Annotated in this window: 16 protein-coding genes, 1 pseudogene and 2 other annotated features; of the genes and pseudogenes, 10 read left to right on the top strand and 7 right to left on the bottom strand. The window is 65.4% G+C overall.

Annotation, left to right across the window (positions count from 1 at the left end; genetic code table 11):
• Nucleotides 1-14: 14 nt before the first annotated feature.
• From AB4Z55_RS14305 to AB4Z55_RS14290, 4 genes are all read right to left on the bottom strand, one after another.
• Nucleotides 15-965 (bottom strand): hypothetical protein, encoded by a 951-nt coding sequence (locus tag AB4Z55_RS14305; RefSeq protein WP_006357624.1) that lies wholly within the window; start codon nt 963-965, stop codon nt 15-17.
• A gap of 92 nt (nt 966-1,057) precedes the next feature.
• Nucleotides 1,058-1,264 (bottom strand): heavy-metal-associated domain-containing protein, encoded by a 207-nt coding sequence (locus AB4Z55_RS14300; protein WP_006438347.1) that lies wholly within the window; start codon nt 1,262-1,264, stop codon nt 1,058-1,060.
• Nucleotides 1,265-1,367: 103 nt separating this feature from the next.
• Nucleotides 1,368-2,636: an MFS transporter gene (locus AB4Z55_RS14295; protein WP_006357626.1), complete on the bottom strand. Its 1,269-nt coding sequence runs from the start codon at nt 2,634-2,636 to the stop codon at nt 1,368-1,370.
• A 3-nt stretch (nt 2,637-2,639) separates the two neighbouring features.
• On the bottom strand, nt 2,640-3,773 hold the full coding sequence (locus AB4Z55_RS14290; protein WP_035718250.1) for a PLP-dependent cysteine synthase family protein: 1,134 nt from the start codon (nt 3,771-3,773) through the stop codon (nt 2,640-2,642).
• 207 nt (nt 3,774-3,980) lie between these two features.
• Between AB4Z55_RS14290 and AB4Z55_RS14285 the strand changes: the two genes are divergently transcribed.
• From AB4Z55_RS14285 to AB4Z55_RS14275, 3 genes are read left to right on the top strand one after another with little or no spacing between them, the layout of a single operon-like run.
• A complete protein-coding gene (locus AB4Z55_RS14285; RefSeq protein WP_006357628.1) occupies nt 3,981-4,757 on the top strand; it encodes a response regulator transcription factor in 777 nt (258 codons plus the stop codon).
• Nucleotides 4,747-5,979 carry a cell wall metabolism sensor histidine kinase WalK gene (locus tag AB4Z55_RS14280; protein WP_006438349.1) on the top strand — a complete coding sequence of 411 codons (1,233 nt, stop codon included), beginning with the start codon at nt 4,747-4,749 and terminating at the stop codon, nt 5,977-5,979. The genes AB4Z55_RS14285 and AB4Z55_RS14280 overlap by 11 nt, the downstream gene beginning before the upstream one ends.
• Nucleotides 5,980-6,026: 47 nt before the next feature.
• Nucleotides 6,027-6,407, top strand: coding sequence for a BlaI/MecI/CopY family transcriptional regulator (locus tag AB4Z55_RS14275; RefSeq protein WP_006438350.1), 381 nt, complete (start codon nt 6,027-6,029; stop codon nt 6,405-6,407).
• Between the two features lie 38 nt (nt 6,408-6,445).
• Here the strand turns inward: AB4Z55_RS14275 and AB4Z55_RS14270 are convergent, their stop codons facing one another.
• On the bottom strand, nt 6,446-6,775 hold the full coding sequence (locus AB4Z55_RS14270; protein ID WP_248642662.1) for a hypothetical protein: 330 nt from the start codon (nt 6,773-6,775) through the stop codon (nt 6,446-6,448).
• Between the two features lie 27 nt (nt 6,776-6,802).
• Complete coding sequence (locus AB4Z55_RS14265; protein ID WP_231380857.1) at nt 6,803-7,246, bottom strand: hypothetical protein; 444 nt, start codon at nt 7,244-7,246, stop codon at nt 6,803-6,805.
• 1,010 nt (nt 7,247-8,256) lie between these two features.
• Here AB4Z55_RS14265 and AB4Z55_RS14260 point away from each other — a divergent pair.
• Entirely contained in the window at nt 8,257-8,490 is a 234-nt protein-coding gene (locus tag AB4Z55_RS14260; protein WP_051995443.1) for a helix-turn-helix transcriptional regulator, read from the top strand.
• Nucleotides 8,491-8,988: 498 nt separating this feature from the next.
• Here AB4Z55_RS14260 and AB4Z55_RS14255 read toward each other — a convergent pair whose 3' ends face one another.
• A complete protein-coding gene (locus AB4Z55_RS14255) occupies nt 8,989-9,381 on the bottom strand; it encodes a hypothetical protein (RefSeq protein ID WP_040005028.1) in 393 nt (130 codons plus the stop codon).
• A 307-nt stretch (nt 9,382-9,688) separates the two neighbouring features.
• Between AB4Z55_RS14255 and AB4Z55_RS14250 the strand changes: the two genes are divergently transcribed.
• The 6 genes and pseudogenes from AB4Z55_RS14250 to AB4Z55_RS14225 all read left to right on the top strand — a co-directional run bounded on the left by AB4Z55_RS14250 (nt 9,689) and on the right by AB4Z55_RS14225 (nt 15,346).
• The gene (locus AB4Z55_RS14250) at nt 9,689-10,249 is read left to right on the top strand and encodes a hypothetical protein (protein ID WP_006438310.1); all 561 of its coding nucleotides are present in this window, start codon (nt 9,689-9,691) and stop codon (nt 10,247-10,249) included.
• A 166-nt stretch (nt 10,250-10,415) separates the two neighbouring features.
• A pseudogene (locus AB4Z55_RS14245) lies at nt 10,416-11,192 on the top strand (DUF4158 domain-containing protein); the annotation flags it as partial.
• A gap of 52 nt (nt 11,193-11,244) precedes the next feature.
• Nucleotides 11,245-12,527 (top strand): IS3 family transposase gene (locus tag AB4Z55_RS14240; protein WP_085949824.1). Its coding sequence is split into 2 segments (ribosomal slippage): nt 11,245-11,533 and nt 11,533-12,527, totalling 1,284 coding nucleotides; the frame shifts between segments, so codons are not numbered across the junction.
• Nucleotides 11,523-11,651, top strand: a sequence feature (AL1L pseudoknot). It overlaps the preceding gene by 129 nt.
• Nucleotides 12,528-12,651: 124 nt before the next feature.
• Complete coding sequence (locus AB4Z55_RS14235) at nt 12,652-13,053, top strand: MerR family DNA-binding protein (protein ID WP_006438312.1); 402 nt, start codon at nt 12,652-12,654, stop codon at nt 13,051-13,053.
• Nucleotides 13,050-14,051, top strand: a complete 1,002-nt coding sequence (locus tag AB4Z55_RS14230; protein WP_369519940.1) for an alkylmercury lyase family protein — start codon at nt 13,050-13,052, stop codon at nt 14,049-14,051. Before AB4Z55_RS14235 ends, AB4Z55_RS14230 begins: the two co-directional genes overlap by 4 nt.
• 12 nt (nt 14,052-14,063) lie before the next feature.
• Nucleotides 14,064-15,346, top strand: a protein-coding gene (locus AB4Z55_RS14225; protein WP_085949824.1) for an IS3 family transposase whose coding sequence is annotated in 2 segments (ribosomal slippage) — nt 14,064-14,352 and nt 14,352-15,346 — 1,284 coding nt in all. Because the reading frame shifts where the segments join, the coding sequence is not laid out codon by codon here.
• Nucleotides 14,342-14,470, top strand: a sequence feature (AL1L pseudoknot). Its footprint overlaps the gene before it by 129 nt.
• Nucleotides 15,347-15,444 lie beyond the last annotated feature (98 nt).

The following is a 15,444-nucleotide window of genomic DNA, read 5'->3' as shown; positions in this document are numbered from 1 at the left end:
CGCTGGTTAGCGAGTTAGTGTCCGGCGTGCGGATCGGCCGAGGGGGCCGTGGAGTTGGTTGTCGGGGCCGGGGCGCCGGTGGGGGCGTCGAGAACGAAGGTGGCGGTGTGCACAGCGCCGTCGACCTGGAAGTCGAGGTAGAGCAGATAGCGGCCCGGGGTGGGGGCGGTGGTGGCGAAGCGGACCTGTGGTCCCGCGAGTTGACCGGCGGTCGGTGCCGCGCCCTCAGGGTGAACATGCAGGTAGGCCAGGTCGCCCTGACGCAGAGCCACCAAGTGACCGAAAGCGCCCAGATACGGCTGCAAGGTAGTGACCGGTTGTCCTGCTCGCCGCACGGTGACGGTCAATTCGGACTCGGCTCCCGCGCGCAGGTGCCCGGCCAGCTCGATGTCGAACCCGTCGACGGATGACTGTCGTGATTCGGCGGCGGCTGGGGCCGGCTGGTAGTCACCGCTGACTTCGACGGTGCTGGTCAGGGTGAGGGGTTGACCGGTGGCGGCGGGCACGAAGTCGGCATAGATCCGGTAGCTGCCTCCCGTCGCCCACTGCCAGGGCAGCGACCAGCGCCCTTCGGGCGAGAGAGTGGGGTGCACGTGTCGAAAGTAGGCGCCATCCGCGCGGACGACGATCAGGTGCAGCTGCTTGTCGTGCTCGGTGGCGAAGTCGGTGACCGCGGCCCCGGCGGCGTCGAGGATCTCAAAGCTCAGCGGTGCTTGCATCCCGGGCGCATGGGGTGCCACCACATTTCCCAGGATGAAGCCGCCTGCTGCCAGCGAAACCCCGCGAACCTGATCGGCACCGGGGGACGCAGATGATGACGGTTGGGCAGTGTGGCCGACATGGGTGGACTCGGCCGACGACGGTCGTGGCCGATCGGGTGCGACACCCGCGGCGATGGCATAGGCCGCGGCGAAAACTATCAGCAGAGCCGCAGCGAAGACGCCGAGCTTGGTTGGAACATTCATCGCTGGATTCCTGTCATCGGTGGTGGCGACACACACGCCGCCCGGAGAAGGGCTGAAGTCGCCAGTGGGCAGACACTTCAGCCCCTCATCGGCTACTGCGCCAGGTGGTAGCCGGCCTCTTCGACCGCGACGCGGATCGCGTCGGGCTCGATCGGGGCCGAGCTGGAGATGGTGACTTGCCCGCTGGCCACGTCGACCTCGACGTCGGTCACGCCGGCCAGTGCTCCGACTTCTTCACGCACCGACGACGCGCAGTGCCCACACGTCATTCCGGAGACGATCACTGTCGATGTGCTCATGAGATGTGCCCTTTCGGTACAGCAGTGGTGCCGACGACCCTCAGGAGGCCTGTCGCTGTGGCGTCTCGCCACACCACCTTTATACCCTACCCCCCTAGGGTAATCAATGGGTGGAGGTGGGTTGAGCTTCGGTGGGGGCGGAGACGCTGAGCCATCCGCGGCGGTGCAACATCAACAGGGCGGACGCCGCCGCTATGCCGGTGAGGACCAAAGCGATCCACACCAGTTCGGGCATGTCGCGGGTGGTGGCCGCGCTGAACAGCCACCCGGTCGCGGCATTGCCGAGCAGAATCCCGATCCCGACGATGGTGTTGTAGAGCCCGTAGTGGGTGGCGACAAGCGTGCCGCGGGCCAGTCCCACCACAGTGTCCATTTCGAATGGGAACACTGCTGCGGTGGCGGCGGCGAGCAGGGCTGCGGTGAGTAGCAGTGCGGCGATGTTGAGGGCGATGTTGCGCTGATGCGTTGCGGCGCTGGCGACTAGGGGCAGGAAAGCTGCAGCCATCAGTGTCATTCCCACGCTCAGGCTGCCGGTACTGCCCCAGCGGTTGCCGAACCATGCGGTGATGCGTAGCTGTCCGGCGATGGCCACCAGACCGGTCACCACAAACATTGCGGTGACAATGCTGGTGGCGAGGGTGGGGTTGTCCGCTATGCGGTCGGCGTGCAGGGGCAGCGCGAGGTAGACCTGAAAGGACAGCACATACGAGCTGGCCATCGCCACAGCGAAGAGCAGGAATCGCCGGTTACGTACGACGCTGCGCCAGTCCTGAATGATCGAGGTGTTGCTTGGGGCTGGTGTTGTTGCGGGTAGCGCTTTGATCTGCACGAGGGTCAGGACCGCGAAAACTGCTGCCGCACACAGGGAGGTGAGCCGAAAATCCAAAGCGGTCAACGCCAGTCCGACCAGCGGCCCGAGCAGGATGCCGGCCTGGTAGAAGACGTTGAACACGGCGAATGCTTCGATGCGACGTTCACCGGCGTCGGCGGCCAGGTAGGCGCGGACGGCGGGGTTGAACAGCGCCCCGGCGAATCCCGTTGCCGCCGAGGCGATCAGGATCGCGGGCAGCGAACTGGCCAGGGCCAGTAGGATGAATCCGATGACCCGCATCAGGCATCCGGCGATGATGAGCGGTTTGTACCCCCAGCGGTCAGCGAGTGTTCCCCCGATCAGGAACATGCCCTGCTGGGAGAAGTTGCGTATCCCCAGGACCAGGCCCACTGCCCATGCCGCCAGGGCCAGCGGGCCGGCGAGATAGGCGGCGAGATAGGGCATGAGCATGTAGAAGCCGAGGTTGATGGTGAACTGGTTGACCATCAGCACTTGGCTGGGGCGATCGAAGCTGCGGAAACTGCGGTAGAGGCGTCGCATAGGTCAGCTCGTGGGCTCGGTGTGCGGCATGTGGGTGGGGTCGATGATGGTGGGGCACCGGGTCCAGCTACTCGCGACCTGGGTCAGCGGATCGTTGATGGTGTGGGGGGCAGTGGGCGCTGGGGCGTCCATCAGGTCGTGAGCTTGGCAGTACTCGTCGTTGTAGATGGTTCCGTAGTAGCGGGCGGGGCCATCGGGGAAGACCGCCGCGATGCGCGTATCGGCCGAACGAGTGCGAGCCAGCCAGCCCGAGACCAGGGCCACCGCGCCCACGCTCCAGCCGCCGGTGGCGTACTGCGTGGCGGCCAGGGTGCGGCATGCCCAGACTGCTTCGGCCGGCGCCACCCAGTGCACCTCACTGAACTGGTCGTAGGCGACGTTGCGGGGGTAGATGCTCGAGCCGAGTCCCCGCATGATCCGTGACTGTGCGGGCTGGCCGAAGATCGTCGAGCCGATGGTGTCTACGCCCACGACTTCCAGCTCAGGGTTGAACTGCCGCAGAGTATGAGCCACACCGGCTGAGTGCCCACCGGTGCCCACCGAACACACCAGGACATCGATATGGCGCAGCTGCGCGATCAGCTCCACACCCAGTGAGCTGTAACCGGTCACGTTGTCGGGGTTGGAATACTGGTCGGGACACCACGCAGCCTCGTCGAGTGCGAGCAGGGCGCGCACACGGTCGCGGCGGGCTTGTTGCCAACCCCCGACCGGGTGGGGCTCGCTGACGACATCGACCCGGGCGCCGTAGGCGGCGAGCATTTGCCGCAGGATCGGTTCCAGTCCGGGGTCGGTCACCAAGGTCACCGGATGACCGAACACAATGCCCGCTAGCGCTAACCCCAATCCCAGTGTGCCGCTCGTTGATTCGATGATCTGCGCCCCCGGGGCCAGCTCGCCGCGGGCGCGGGCGCGTTCGACCATGTGCAGCGCCGGCCGGTCTTTCATGCCACCGGGGTTGAAGCCCTCCAGCTTGGCCCAGAAACCGTGCCCGTGCTCGGCAAAGGGTTCTTCGATCCGCAGTACCGGGGTGCCGCCGACCAGCTGACGACTCAGCCCAGCACGGCGCGATGTGGCCTCGGCAGGGAAGGTGGTGGCGAATGGATCACTGGTGGTGAGGCTGTAGGAGACAGTCACACGGGCATCCTCTGCATCGATGGACAGGATGTCGCCGGGCCGAAAGCAGATCAACAGTGTGAGAGGGAACTGGGACATATCGTTCGGCGCGGCGACACCGCCACCTTGCCCACTCAACCTCAAGGCTGATCGGCGGTCGGGATCAAGATCTGCTCAAGAATGCCCGCGGGGTTGGATGGTCGTGTAAACCACCGCCACCATAGGGACGTGCCTCATGACCGCGTCATCGTCGACGACGACCTTCGTGGGCCGGCGGCCCGACCACCGCACGGGCTACACGCGCTGGTCATCGAAGATGAGCCTGACATCGCCGAGGTTGTCGCCGACTACCTGCAGCGCAGCGGATTTGTGGTCACCATCGCCCACGACGGCCAAGAGGGGATCGCCGCCGCACGCACCGTGAGTCCTGCGGTAGTCATCCTCGATCTGGGTTTGCCCTCGATCGACGGCGTCGAGGTGTGTCGGCAGTTACGCACCTTCACCGACGCCTACATCGTGATGGTCACCGCCCGCGCCGACGAGGTCGACACCATCATCGGTCTCGCGGTTGGAGCCGACGACTACCTCACCAAACCGTTTCGTCCTCGTGAGCTGATGGCGCGCATCGACGCCATGCTGCGCCGTCCGCGCCCGACCTCGGCGGTAGACACAGCACACCCGCGGACACTGGGGGAGCTGACCCTGGACCCACAAGGCCGTGAAGTGCGGGTACAAGACACACTCGTGGAACTGACCCGCACCGAATTCGACGTTCTGGAAGCCCTGAGCCGACGGCCCGGTGTGGTGTTCAGTCGAGAACAACTGCTCACCGAAATCTGGGGACCCAACTGGGTCGGCGATGCCCACGTTGTCGAAGTTCATATCGCCAGCCTGCGCCGCAAACTCGGCGACAGCGCCGCGGCCGGTCGATTCATCCGTACCGTGCGCGGCGTGGGCTACCGGATGGGTGACGGCCAACCTCGAGGAGACAGCCATGAACGGTGATCGACGACGGGCACGTATCCCGGGCAGCTTCGGCTCCCGGTTGATGCTGGCCCAGGCCATCGTGATCGGCGGCGGCGGCATCAGCGTCGCGATCGTGGCACTGTTCGTCGCGCCGCACACCTTCCACGATCACCTCGGCCAGTCCAGCCTCGAACCGGGATCAGCACAGGCCGAACACGTCGAGGCCGCATTCACCTTCTCCATCGTCGTCTCGATGACCGCAGCCCTGGTCACCTCGACGATCCTGGCCACGGCCGTCAGCTGGTTCCTGGCTCGCCGCGTACAACAGTCAGTCGCCAGCGTCGCGCGCTCGGCTGTGGCGATCGGCGCAGGCAACTACCGCACCCGTGTTCCCGATCGCCAGCTCGGCACTGAGTTCACCCAGCTCAGCCGAGCCATCAACCAGCTGGCACAACGTTTGAACTCCCAGGAAGACATCCGCAAGCGGATGCTGTCAGACCTCGCCCACGAACTGCGCACCCCGTTGACCACCATCGGCGCGATCACCGACGCCCTCGAGGACGGTGTCCGCGCGCCCGACTCCCACACCTTCGACGTCGTGCGCACCGCCACCACCCGGTTGCAGCGCCTCGCCGAGGACATCGCGACCGTATCCAGCGCCGACGAGCATCAGATGCCATTGCAACCCTCGACGATCACTGTCAATGAACTACTCATCGCGACCTACGAAGAAGCCGCCGAGCTGTTCACCGACGCCGGCGTCACGCTGGGCATCGTCACCACCGCCGCGCGCGTACACATCGATGTCGATGCCGAACGAATGAGCCAAGTACTGCTCAATCTGCTCACTAACGCGCTGCGACACAGCTCCCCGGGCCAGCGGGTCGTAGTGAAAGCCGACACCGCCCCGGCACACGCGGTGCGCATCAGCGTCGTCGACTGCGGGGACGGGATTCCCGCTCAACACCTTCCACACATCTTTGACCGCTTCTACCGCACCGACTCCTCACGGACCCGAGACGCCGGCGGCAGCGGTATCGGACTCACCATCGCCCGCTCCATCGTCGAAGACCATGGGGGCACCTTGCTCGCCGAAAGCCTGGGAACCGGGCACGGAGCCACCTTCACCATCACGTTGCCGACCACAACACGACGTCACATCCACCGCAGCACCCCTGGAACCGAATTCTCCGCAGCCATCGAACACCGCCCGCCTCGCGGCGCTGCCGATGCGCTCCAACGGGACCGAGCTACTAACTGAGGTAGTCCGTCGTAAGATTGACCCGCATCTAGAGATGGTGGGTGAAAATGACTGGGCTGGGTTCGCTGGAACGCGCAGTGATGGACGTGCTGTGGTCGGCCGGTGCGGCGATGTCGGTGCACGACCTAGTCGAGGAACTCCACGACCGCGAACCGGCCTACACCACAGTGCTCACCGTCGTCACCAACCTGCACAAAAAAGGGTTCGTCGGTCGAGAAAAAGTCAGCCGCGCCTACCGGTACTTCCCCATGCAGACCCGCGAGGAGGCCACCTCACGCACCTTGCGTCAGGTCCTCGACGCCAGCGGAGACTCCGCGGCAGTACTGATGCACTTCGCCCAGACCGTGACACCCGCCGAGCGGGAAGTGCTCAGCGAATACCTCAGCCGCAAACCTCGCCACACCCGCGGCGGCGGCACCAAAGCCTAAGCCACAGAAACGTTCCAAGAGTCGAAATCCCGGCCCGACTACTCAACCGGCGCGCGCCCCTTGACTGCGGGAAGTAGATGCGCCGCCAGCGCACCGGCCACACCCGCAGCGAAGGCCGCAGCACTCAGCGCCGACACCCAGTCGTGCACATCCACCGCGGTCAGCATCCGCAGCTCGACCTGATCACCGCGCCCGACTCCTGACGGGTCGGATGGCACGAGATCCGACGTTCGGAGCAGCATCACCAGCCAGAACGCGGCAACCGCCTCAAGCATCACCACGGCAAGGCCCACCGCACGAGAGATCGTACGGGCAGGACCGCGCGGGCCGAACCGATCCGTACGCGGCACCTCGACACCGTCAGTCATGCCCACCACCTCCTCCGCACACTCGCATCACGCCCCACTTCTACTAACCACCTTCGTATTTTGTGGGAATCGGGCGTGGGCGCCGGGAACGAGGGCGTCGAAGCCATCACCGCGGGAGGCCGGCCGGGCCAGGCGGAAGACTATCGCGGCCACCAGACCGAAGATCGCGATCACACTGCCTGTGCGGGACCACCTCGGGGTTCGATTGAGCTCCGCCCTCAACGCCAGCTCGGCGATCGGATCAGCAGGCACCGCGCCAATCTCGATCGGCGCGCCCGTGGCGGCGAACACGATGAACACCCACATCGCCGAGGCCATCCACACGAGCGGGTCAACCATTACAGCCAACGACGTACCGTGCAGATGAGCAGAAAACAGCATGAGCGCCCCAACACAGAGCATCACCAACACGATCGCCGACGAGAAATCGCCCTGGGGAGCAACCACCATCACGCCGACGGCCGCACTCACGGCCACCGCACACGAAACAAGCGCCCGCCACGCCTCCCCACCTCGATCCGGCTGGCGGGCAGCGGCGACACCACACGCTACGACCGCACCGAACAGTCCCAGGAGTGTCCCTTGGGCCACAATGTTTGCGATCACCACGCCTCCAACAGCCAACCTAGAAACTATGCTAGATAGTAGTTTAGGTGGGCTGGAGGGCGCTGACGGAGGGGGAGTAGCTCTATCTTCTTCGTCGGTGGGACCGCCGCCTGCATCGATGAGTTGGTCCTCGCCCCCGATTTGGAAGCCTGGGACATCGAACTCGACCACGAATCATGGCTCACGACGCGTTCAACCCGCTGCCACCCGCTACGCGCTGACTTCGTTCCTAGCCCGTCCTACCTCACGATCAACGTTTTCGCGACGTCTCCCCGCGGAGCTGTGACGGCTACGGTTAAGCAATGTCGTCGACGGGCGTTGTGCGGGTATGGCATTTCAGTAAAGGGTGGGGTGTGTTCGACTCACCGGACACTCCCGGCGGGGTGTACGCCGACGCTCAATCGCTCAGACTCCTAGCGGTAGCCGATCTGAACGATCCACTCGCTTCGATGGGTTTGCGTCCGGGGACGGAAGTCGAGTTCGTTTGGTCAGATGCTGCGGATGACCCGCTCGAAGGTTTGCGCTACGAAGTACAGCAGGCGTGGCCGATCGGCGTGGCCGCTACTCCGCCGTCGCCGCCGGCCGGGGCGTTCTCCACCACCTTTTGGACCAGCGAGGGTGACGCCGGCCCAGATGGTTTGACATCGATGCGCGAGCACCGCCACGAGCAACACTTCAGGTCCCCGCGATCTCTCGATGTTATGTAAGGAGCGCTTGAAAGATACTCTCCCCCAGTGATTTACAAGTGCCATCTAGCTATCTCACTCGAAGATTCGCGTGTGATGTGAGCGTTGAGACGAGATTAGGCGAGGTAGGTTTCACCACCCGCACTGTCTACTATAGTTGACATCCCCGCCGTCGCATATAGTTGGCGCGTGAATATTCGGGACCGTAGCGACAACCTGCGTGCGGTAGGCCTCGGCCTTCGTGCGTTGCGCCAGTTGCGCGGGGAGACCCAGGCAGAGACCGCTACTGCCATCGGGGTCTCGCGCCAGTACGTCTCCGAGGTTGAGGGCGGCCGGAACATAACGCTTGACCTGGTCTTTCGATTCTCCGCACACTTCGGCGTCCCCCCGTCCGCGATCGTTGAACCCAACCGTAAACAGTAGGTACGACACCTCGCGCGCGCGACCGCCAACACGAGCGACACTTCACCACCGTCGAGCTAGGTCACCGTCGAACGAGGCAACGGGTTCAAAGTCCATCCAGTGGGAGTTCGAGTGCCGCAGAAGGCACAGGGGGATGATCAGTGCAGTCAGAACCAAGGCCCGAGTCTGGACATACTGCGGTATATGAGTTTCCCTACCGACAGGGCGGGGCCAAAGTGCGCCTCACGCTGCGTGTTCGCTGGGAATCCGATCTGGAGCGGGGACTGAGCACTGCGTGGTGCGCGTCGTTCAGCCGCCCACCGTGGCGACTGGATGGGGAGGCCTGCGGCCTGGTCCCCGTCGATGCCCTGAAGGATGTGGTCGCCGCCGAGCACCAAAACGCCGGCCCCGTTGGCCCCGCGCCGTAGAGAGATGGCGAGCACTCGCGAGTCCAAACGATAATCGCCGCGTCCGACAAAGCCTGTCGGACGCGGCGATTGGTGGTTTGTCAGACGCTAGTCAGCGACCCTTCGGCTGCTCTTTGAGGAGCATGTTGCCGATGGGCACGCCGAAGTTGTACGTCGTGCCGACGTAGCCGTTCTTGGTTCGGCGATACTCGGTCCGGTAGTACCACTCGACGGCCGGGTGCGACGAATAGCTAGCCACGCCACCGTTTTTCGTCGGCCGGATCGAGTACTGATACACGTTTGCCGGGCCGACGCCGTAGTAGTCCTGCTGGTAGGTGTTTCCGATGACCCGAGCATTCGACTCAGGTGTCGGCACGACGCCATACATGAGGAGCTGATGCTTGTAGCGCCCCTCTTTGATCTTCGCGTCAGAGTCGCCGGCACCGGCGACCAGTCCGAAAGTTGCTGCTCCGGCGATCAACGCCCCCGCTATTAATCGTTTCACAAGGTTCGACGCTAGCAGCCGAACGCCGGTTTCCACTCGGGCAAAGTCGATCCCGTGAAAGTGGCTCGGTTGTCCGAGCAGCACGCTTCGAGTCCGGCCAGTTCCACGAAGCGAGCATAGGCAGAACGTATGACATTCGGTGTCGCGAGCCTAGCCAGAAAACGTGATGCATGTACAGTTACGTCACTGGTGACGTAACCCGTTGTCCCACAACGCATTTCGCCGATAATAGCGATTATGTCAGGTAAGCCTGACGTCGATTCGGGTTGCGTCTGGGCATCCTGACATTCGGGTGTACCCTACCAGCATGGGTTGGATACATGAGACCGACACTCATTTGCACGAGGCGGCGTTGGTGGCGGTATTCGAGGACGGCGCCGAGAGCCACGCATCGACCATGGTCGACGGCGCCGACTACGAGATCGTTGAGCGGGGCCGAACCTCGAGCGAGGATCGTTTGCGGCCGTCGACCGAGATTGTCGGCTGGCTTCTGCGGTGCCATTGCGGCCGCTCGAACAGTTCCGACGGCTCATCCTGGACCGATCCCGTCCAGTGGACACGGGTGCCCTCAGCCTCCCTCGAGGACCTGGCCCGGCATCGTGTGTTCGCCCCAGACGCTGACCTCGACGTCGGCGTGCGAGCCGAGGTCGCCGCGGCCGCCACAGCAGTGTGGCGGCGTGAGCATCTTGACCCGCTCGACGTCGACGGCGAGATCCGGGCGGCGGTCACAGCCCGCAGGGACGCCGACGCACAACTCGACGCCGCGGTGGCCAAGGCCCGTCGACTGGGCCGTTCGTGGGCCGAGATCGGCGCGGCGACCGGCATGACCCGGCAAGCAGCAAACGAGCGCTGGAAAGACCGCACGTGAGCGTTGTCGGGTCATTCCGGGGTCCCGGTAGTAATGGCGCAAAAAACAACGAGGTTCGCGTAGCGCCTGGTCGGCGGTGATTTCTCGGTTCGGGCTGCGGGCCGGGGTGGTTGGTGCTTGGCTTGGCTGCCGATGAGGTTGGTCGGCGTTTTGGAGGCTGGGGTTCGTGGCGACGCGGGTATTCGCGGACGAGGAGTTGCAGCGCCTGCGGGAGTTCCCGGAGATCAGTCGTGAGGAGTTGTTCCGGTACTTCACGCTGACCCCGGCGGATCTGGCGTTCGTTGCTCCGCAGGGCAGGGGCCCTGCGGTCCGTCTGGGCCTGGCGGTGGCGTTGTGCACCTTGCCGTGGCTGGGGTTCGTGCCGGACAAGGTGTCGTCGGCGCCGCCGGTGGCGGTGGCCCGGTTGGCGGATCAGCTGAATGTCGATGCGGTGCAGCTTCGTTCGTATGGCAAGCGGGCGCAGACGCGGACCGAGCATGTGCGGCTGGTGGCCCAGTATCTGGGGTGGCGGCCTGCCGGGTCGATGGAGTTGAAGGAGCTGGATGAGTTCCTGCTGGCGCGGGCGATGGAGCACGATTCGCCGACTCTGTTGTTCCGGCTGGCGTGTGAGTACCTGATCTCGGCGCGGGTGATCCGGCCGGGCCCGGACGCGGTGGTCCGGCGGGTCGCGCATGCTCGCACGCAGGCGCAGCGGGAGACCTATGACCGGTTGGCGCGCGAGTTCACGCCGCAGCGGTGTAAGGAACTGGATGCGTTGCTGGTCGTCGACCCGTCTATCGGGATGTCGCGGTTGCGGTGGTTGTCGACCGGCCCTGTGGAGGCGTCGGCGACCGCGGTGAAGGCCGAGGTCGAGAAGCTGGTGTTCCTGCGCAACCTGGGCGCGGATGAGCTGGATATGTCGGTGCTGCCGGCGGAGCGGCGGCGGTTCCTGGCGACTGTGGGCTGAACCGCCCCGGGTCTGTCGGAGGCTCTCGAACCTGTGAAGGATGGAGAGCATGGCAGCACCACGCAAGTACAGTGAGGAACTCAAGGACCGGGCCACCCGGATGGCATGTGAAGCGCGACGAGATCCCGATTCGTCGAGAGGTGCGATCAAGCGGATCGCCGATCAGCTCGGAGTCCATCCCGAGGCGTTGCGCAATTGGGTTCGTCAGGCCGAGATCGACGGCGGGGTCCGCCCGGGCACCACGAGTGAGGACGCTGACCGCATCGCGGCGTTGGAGCGGGAGAACCGTGAACTGCGGCGAGCGAACACGATCTTGAAGCAGGCTTCGGCTTTCTTTGCGGCGGAGATCGACCGCCCACAGCGCTGATCGTGGAGTTCGTCGCGGCTCACCGCGATGAACACGGAGTCGATCCGATCTGTGCGGCATTGCGCGATACGTCCGCCCAGATCGCTCCGTCCACGGTACGAGCCCACCTGAGCCCCCAGAAGACCGAGGCGCCTCGTGTGGTGCGTGACCGGGAGCTCCTTACCCAGGTCCGCGCGGTGCATGCCGACAACCTCGGCGTCTACGGTGCCCGCAAGGTGCATGCCCAATTGCGCAGACAGGGCCATAGTGCTGCCCGCTGCACCGTCGAGCGATTGATGAAAGCCGATGGGCTGCAAGGGATAGCGAGACTCAAGACACGCAAGACCACGCGCAGCGAGGGAGCTGAAACACCCCGGCCGGCTGACCGGGTCAACCGTCAGTTCACCGCGGCGGCACCGAACGCGTTGTGGGTGGCGGACCTGACCTACATCCGCACCCACTCGGGCTGGGTGTACGCGGCGTTCGTCCTGGACGTGTTCTCGCGGATGGTCGTCGGCTGGCAGGTCTCGACCACCATGCACACCGACCTCGCCCTCGACGCCCTGAACATGGGATTGTGGGCACGGTCGCGTGCCGGCCACGACGTGGCCGGGCTGATCCACCACTCCGACCGCGGAGTGCAATACCGAGCCATCCGCTACACCGAACGACTGGCCGAAGCCGAAGCGGTGACATCTGTTGGCTCCAAAGGGGATTCATACGACAACGCGATGGCTGAGGCGTTCAACTCGCTGTTCAAAGCCGAATGCATCCGTAACCCCGTGATGCGCCCGCGAGGCGGCTGGGCAGGTGTGGGCGAGGTCGAGATCGCCGTCGCTGAGTACGTCGAATGGTTCAACCACCGCCGCCTGCACGGCGAGATCGGACACGTCCCACCCGTCGAGTACGAGAGCGCCTACTGGTCGACCCAAACCGTCACCAGCTACCGTGAGAACCCGGTCCCCGCAAACGCTGGAACCAACTAACCGAGCCTCCAGCAAACCCGGGGCGATTCAGGCCGACGCTTGACGGGCCAAGCCTTGGAACGCCGGGATCCGGCGGCTGCGCGGCCTTGACCCTGTACTCGGGTACAGGGTTGAGAATGTGTGCATGCGGACCGGTGAGCTGGCAGCCAGGGCGGGGATCAACGCGCAGACCCTGCGCTATTACGAGCGCCGTGGTCTGCTCGCGCGACCGGCGCGGTCCCCGGCAGGCTACCGCAGCTACCCCGACGAGGCGGTCGCGGTGGTCAGGTTCGTCAAACGATCCCAGGAGCTGGGGTTCACCCTCGACGAGGTCGCCGAACTGCTGCGGCTGGCCGACGGCGGCCCCGACGACTGCGACACCGCCCGCGCACTGGCCGAGTCGAGGGTTGCCGAGCTGGAACGGCGTATCGCGGACCTGCAGCGCATGCGCGGCTCGCTGGCAGAGTTGATCGCGACGTGCGAGCTGCCCCGCAACCGCCGGTCCTGTCCGATCCTGACCTCGCTGCACGAAGGAGACCACCCGTGAAACTGGAAATCCTCCAGGTCCCCGACTGCCCCAACGTGGCGGTACTCGAACAGCGCATCCGGCAGGCGACCGCCGGCCAGCCGGTGCAGCTCGAGATCACCCGCCGTGTGATTGACGATCCCGGCCGGGCCGCCACCGCGGGTATGACCGGATCACCCACCCTGCTGGTCGACGGCTGCGACCCGTTCGCAACGCCGGGCCAGGTCCCGAGCCTGTCGTGCCGCCTCTACCCCTCCGACACCGGGCGGCTCGACGGCGCACCCTCGGTCGCCGCGTTGCGCGCCGCGTTGCGGCTCGTCCCGGACGGCACCGCGGCACTCGGGGACGACACCGCATCCTCATGCTGCACCCCACCCGCCGCCGAATCTCCGGCAACAGTGCTCCGCGCCTGGCGCGCCGCCGCGCAACCGGCAGACCCCACCGAAAAGGCTGTGCACCAGGCGATCCTGCGTGCCTTCGCCACCGATGGGCAGGCGCCGACCGGTGACGATCTGACCGAGATGGCCGCCGGGCCCGACGTGCCGGTCGAGCAGCTACTGCGCCGCCTGCACGACGCCGACATCGTCCGCCTCGACGCGACCGGGAGCATCGCGGCGGCGTATCCATTCTCGGCCACACCGACGCCGCATCGAGTCCGGATCGCTGGTGGAGCCACGGTTTCGGCCATGTGCGCGGTCGACGCGCTCGGTATGGCCGCGATGCTCGACACGCCGGTGACGATCACCTCCGCCGACCCGGTGACCGCCGACCCGATCACGGTCACCGTTGACGGCGGGCACGTCACCGCCGACCCGGCCACCACGGTCGTCTTCGTCGGCGCACAGGCCGGCCCAGGCCCGTCCGCCGACACCTGCTGCCACTACCTCAACTTCTTCACCGACCGCGCCAGCGCCCAGGGCTGGGCAGACACCCACCCCGGCATCGGCGGCGTTATCGTCGAACTCCCCGACGCCCACCATGAACCGCCCCGGGTCTGTCGGAGGCTCTCGAACCTGTGAAGGATGGAGAGCATGGCAGCACCACGCAAGTACAGTGAGGAACTCAAGGACCGGGCCACCCGGATGGCATGTGAAGCGCGACGAGATCCCGATTCGTCGAGAGGTGCGATCAAGCGGATCGCCGATCAGCTCGGAGTCCATCCCGAGGCGTTGCGCAATTGGGTTCGTCAGGCCGAGATCGACGGCGGGGTCCGCCCGGGCACCACGAGTGAGGACGCTGACCGCATCGCGGCGTTGGAGCGGGAGAACCGTGAACTGCGGCGAGCGAACACGATCTTGAAGCAGGCTTCGGCTTTCTTTGCGGCGGAGATCGACCGCCCACAGCGCTGATCGTGGAGTTCGTCGCGGCTCACCGCGATGAACACGGAGTCGATCCGATCTGTGCGGCATTGCGCGATACGTCCGCCCAGATCGCTCCGTCCACGGTACGAGCCCACCTGAGCCCCCAGAAGACCGAGGCGCCTCGTGTGGTGCGTGACCGGGAGCTCCTTACCCAGGTCCGCGCGGTGCATGCCGACAACCTCGGCGTCTACGGTGCCCGCAAGGTGCATGCCCAATTGCGCAGACAGGGCCATAGTGCTGCCCGCTGCACCGTCGAGCGATTGATGAAAGCCGATGGGCTGCAAGGGATAGCGAGACTCAAGACACGCAAGACCACGCGCAGCGAGGGAGCTGAAACACCCCGGCCGGCTGACCGGGTCAACCGTCAGTTCACCGCGGCGGCACCGAACGCGTTGTGGGTGGCGGACCTGACCTACATCCGCACCCACTCGGGCTGGGTGTACGCGGCGTTCGTCCTGGACGTGTTCTCGCGGATGGTCGTCGGCTGGCAGGTCTCGACCACCATGCACACCGACCTCGCCCTCGACGCCCTGAACATGGGATTGTGGGCACGGTCGCGTGCCGGCCACGACGTGGCCGGGCTGATCCACCACTCCGACCGCGGAGTGCAATACCGAGCCATCCGCTACACCGAACGACTGGCCGAAGCCGAAGCGGTGACATCTGTTGGCTCCAAAGGGGATTCATACGACAACGCGATGGCTGAGGCGTTCAACTCGCTGTTCAAAGCCGAATGCATCCGTAACCCCGTGATGCGCCCGCGAGGCGGCTGGGCAGGTGTGGGCGAGGTCGAGATCGCCGTCGCTGAGTACGTCGAATGGTTCAACCACCGCCGCCTGCACGGCGAGATCGGACACGTCCCACCCGTCGAGTACGAGAGCGCCTACTGGTCGACCCAAACCGTCACCAGCTACCGTGAGAACCCGGTCCCCGCAAACGCTGGAACCAACTAACCGAGCCTCCAGCAAACCCGGGGCGATTCACCACCTCGGCACCACCATTTTCGGGCACCTGCTGCACAGCTGACCGCACCCGGGCGTGCCACAGATAA

The organism is Gordonia sp. ABKF26 (assembly GCF_041103195.1).
In the GTDB taxonomy this organism is placed as follows: domain Bacteria; phylum Actinomycetota; class Actinomycetes; order Mycobacteriales; family Mycobacteriaceae; genus Gordonia; species Gordonia terrae.
This window is presented reverse-complemented; position numbering and strand designations above follow the sequence as displayed.

Excerpts from the sequence above, each read along its gene's own strand:
- AB4Z55_RS14305 (WP_006357624.1), bottom strand. The coding sequence starts at position 965 with ATGAATGTTCCAACCAAGCTCGGCGTCTTCGCTGCGGCTCTGCTGATA.
- AB4Z55_RS14300 (WP_006438347.1), bottom strand. The coding sequence starts at position 1,264 with ATGAGCACATCGACAGTGATCGTCTCCGGAATGACGTGTGGGCACTGC.
- AB4Z55_RS14295 (WP_006357626.1), bottom strand. The coding sequence starts at position 2,636 with ATGCGACGCCTCTACCGCAGTTTCCGCAGCTTCGATCGCCCCAGCCAA.
- AB4Z55_RS14280 (WP_006438349.1), top strand. The coding sequence starts at position 4,747 with ATGAACGGTGATCGACGACGGGCACGTATCCCGGGCAGCTTCGGCTCC.
- AB4Z55_RS14275 (WP_006438350.1), top strand. The coding sequence starts at position 6,027 with ATGACTGGGCTGGGTTCGCTGGAACGCGCAGTGATGGACGTGCTGTGG.
- AB4Z55_RS14270 (WP_248642662.1), bottom strand. The coding sequence starts at position 6,775 with ATGACTGACGGTGTCGAGGTGCCGCGTACGGATCGGTTCGGCCCGCGC.
- AB4Z55_RS14250 (WP_006438310.1), top strand. The coding sequence starts at position 9,689 with ATGGGTTGGATACATGAGACCGACACTCATTTGCACGAGGCGGCGTTG.
- AB4Z55_RS14235 (WP_006438312.1), top strand. The coding sequence starts at position 12,652 with ATGCGGACCGGTGAGCTGGCAGCCAGGGCGGGGATCAACGCGCAGACC.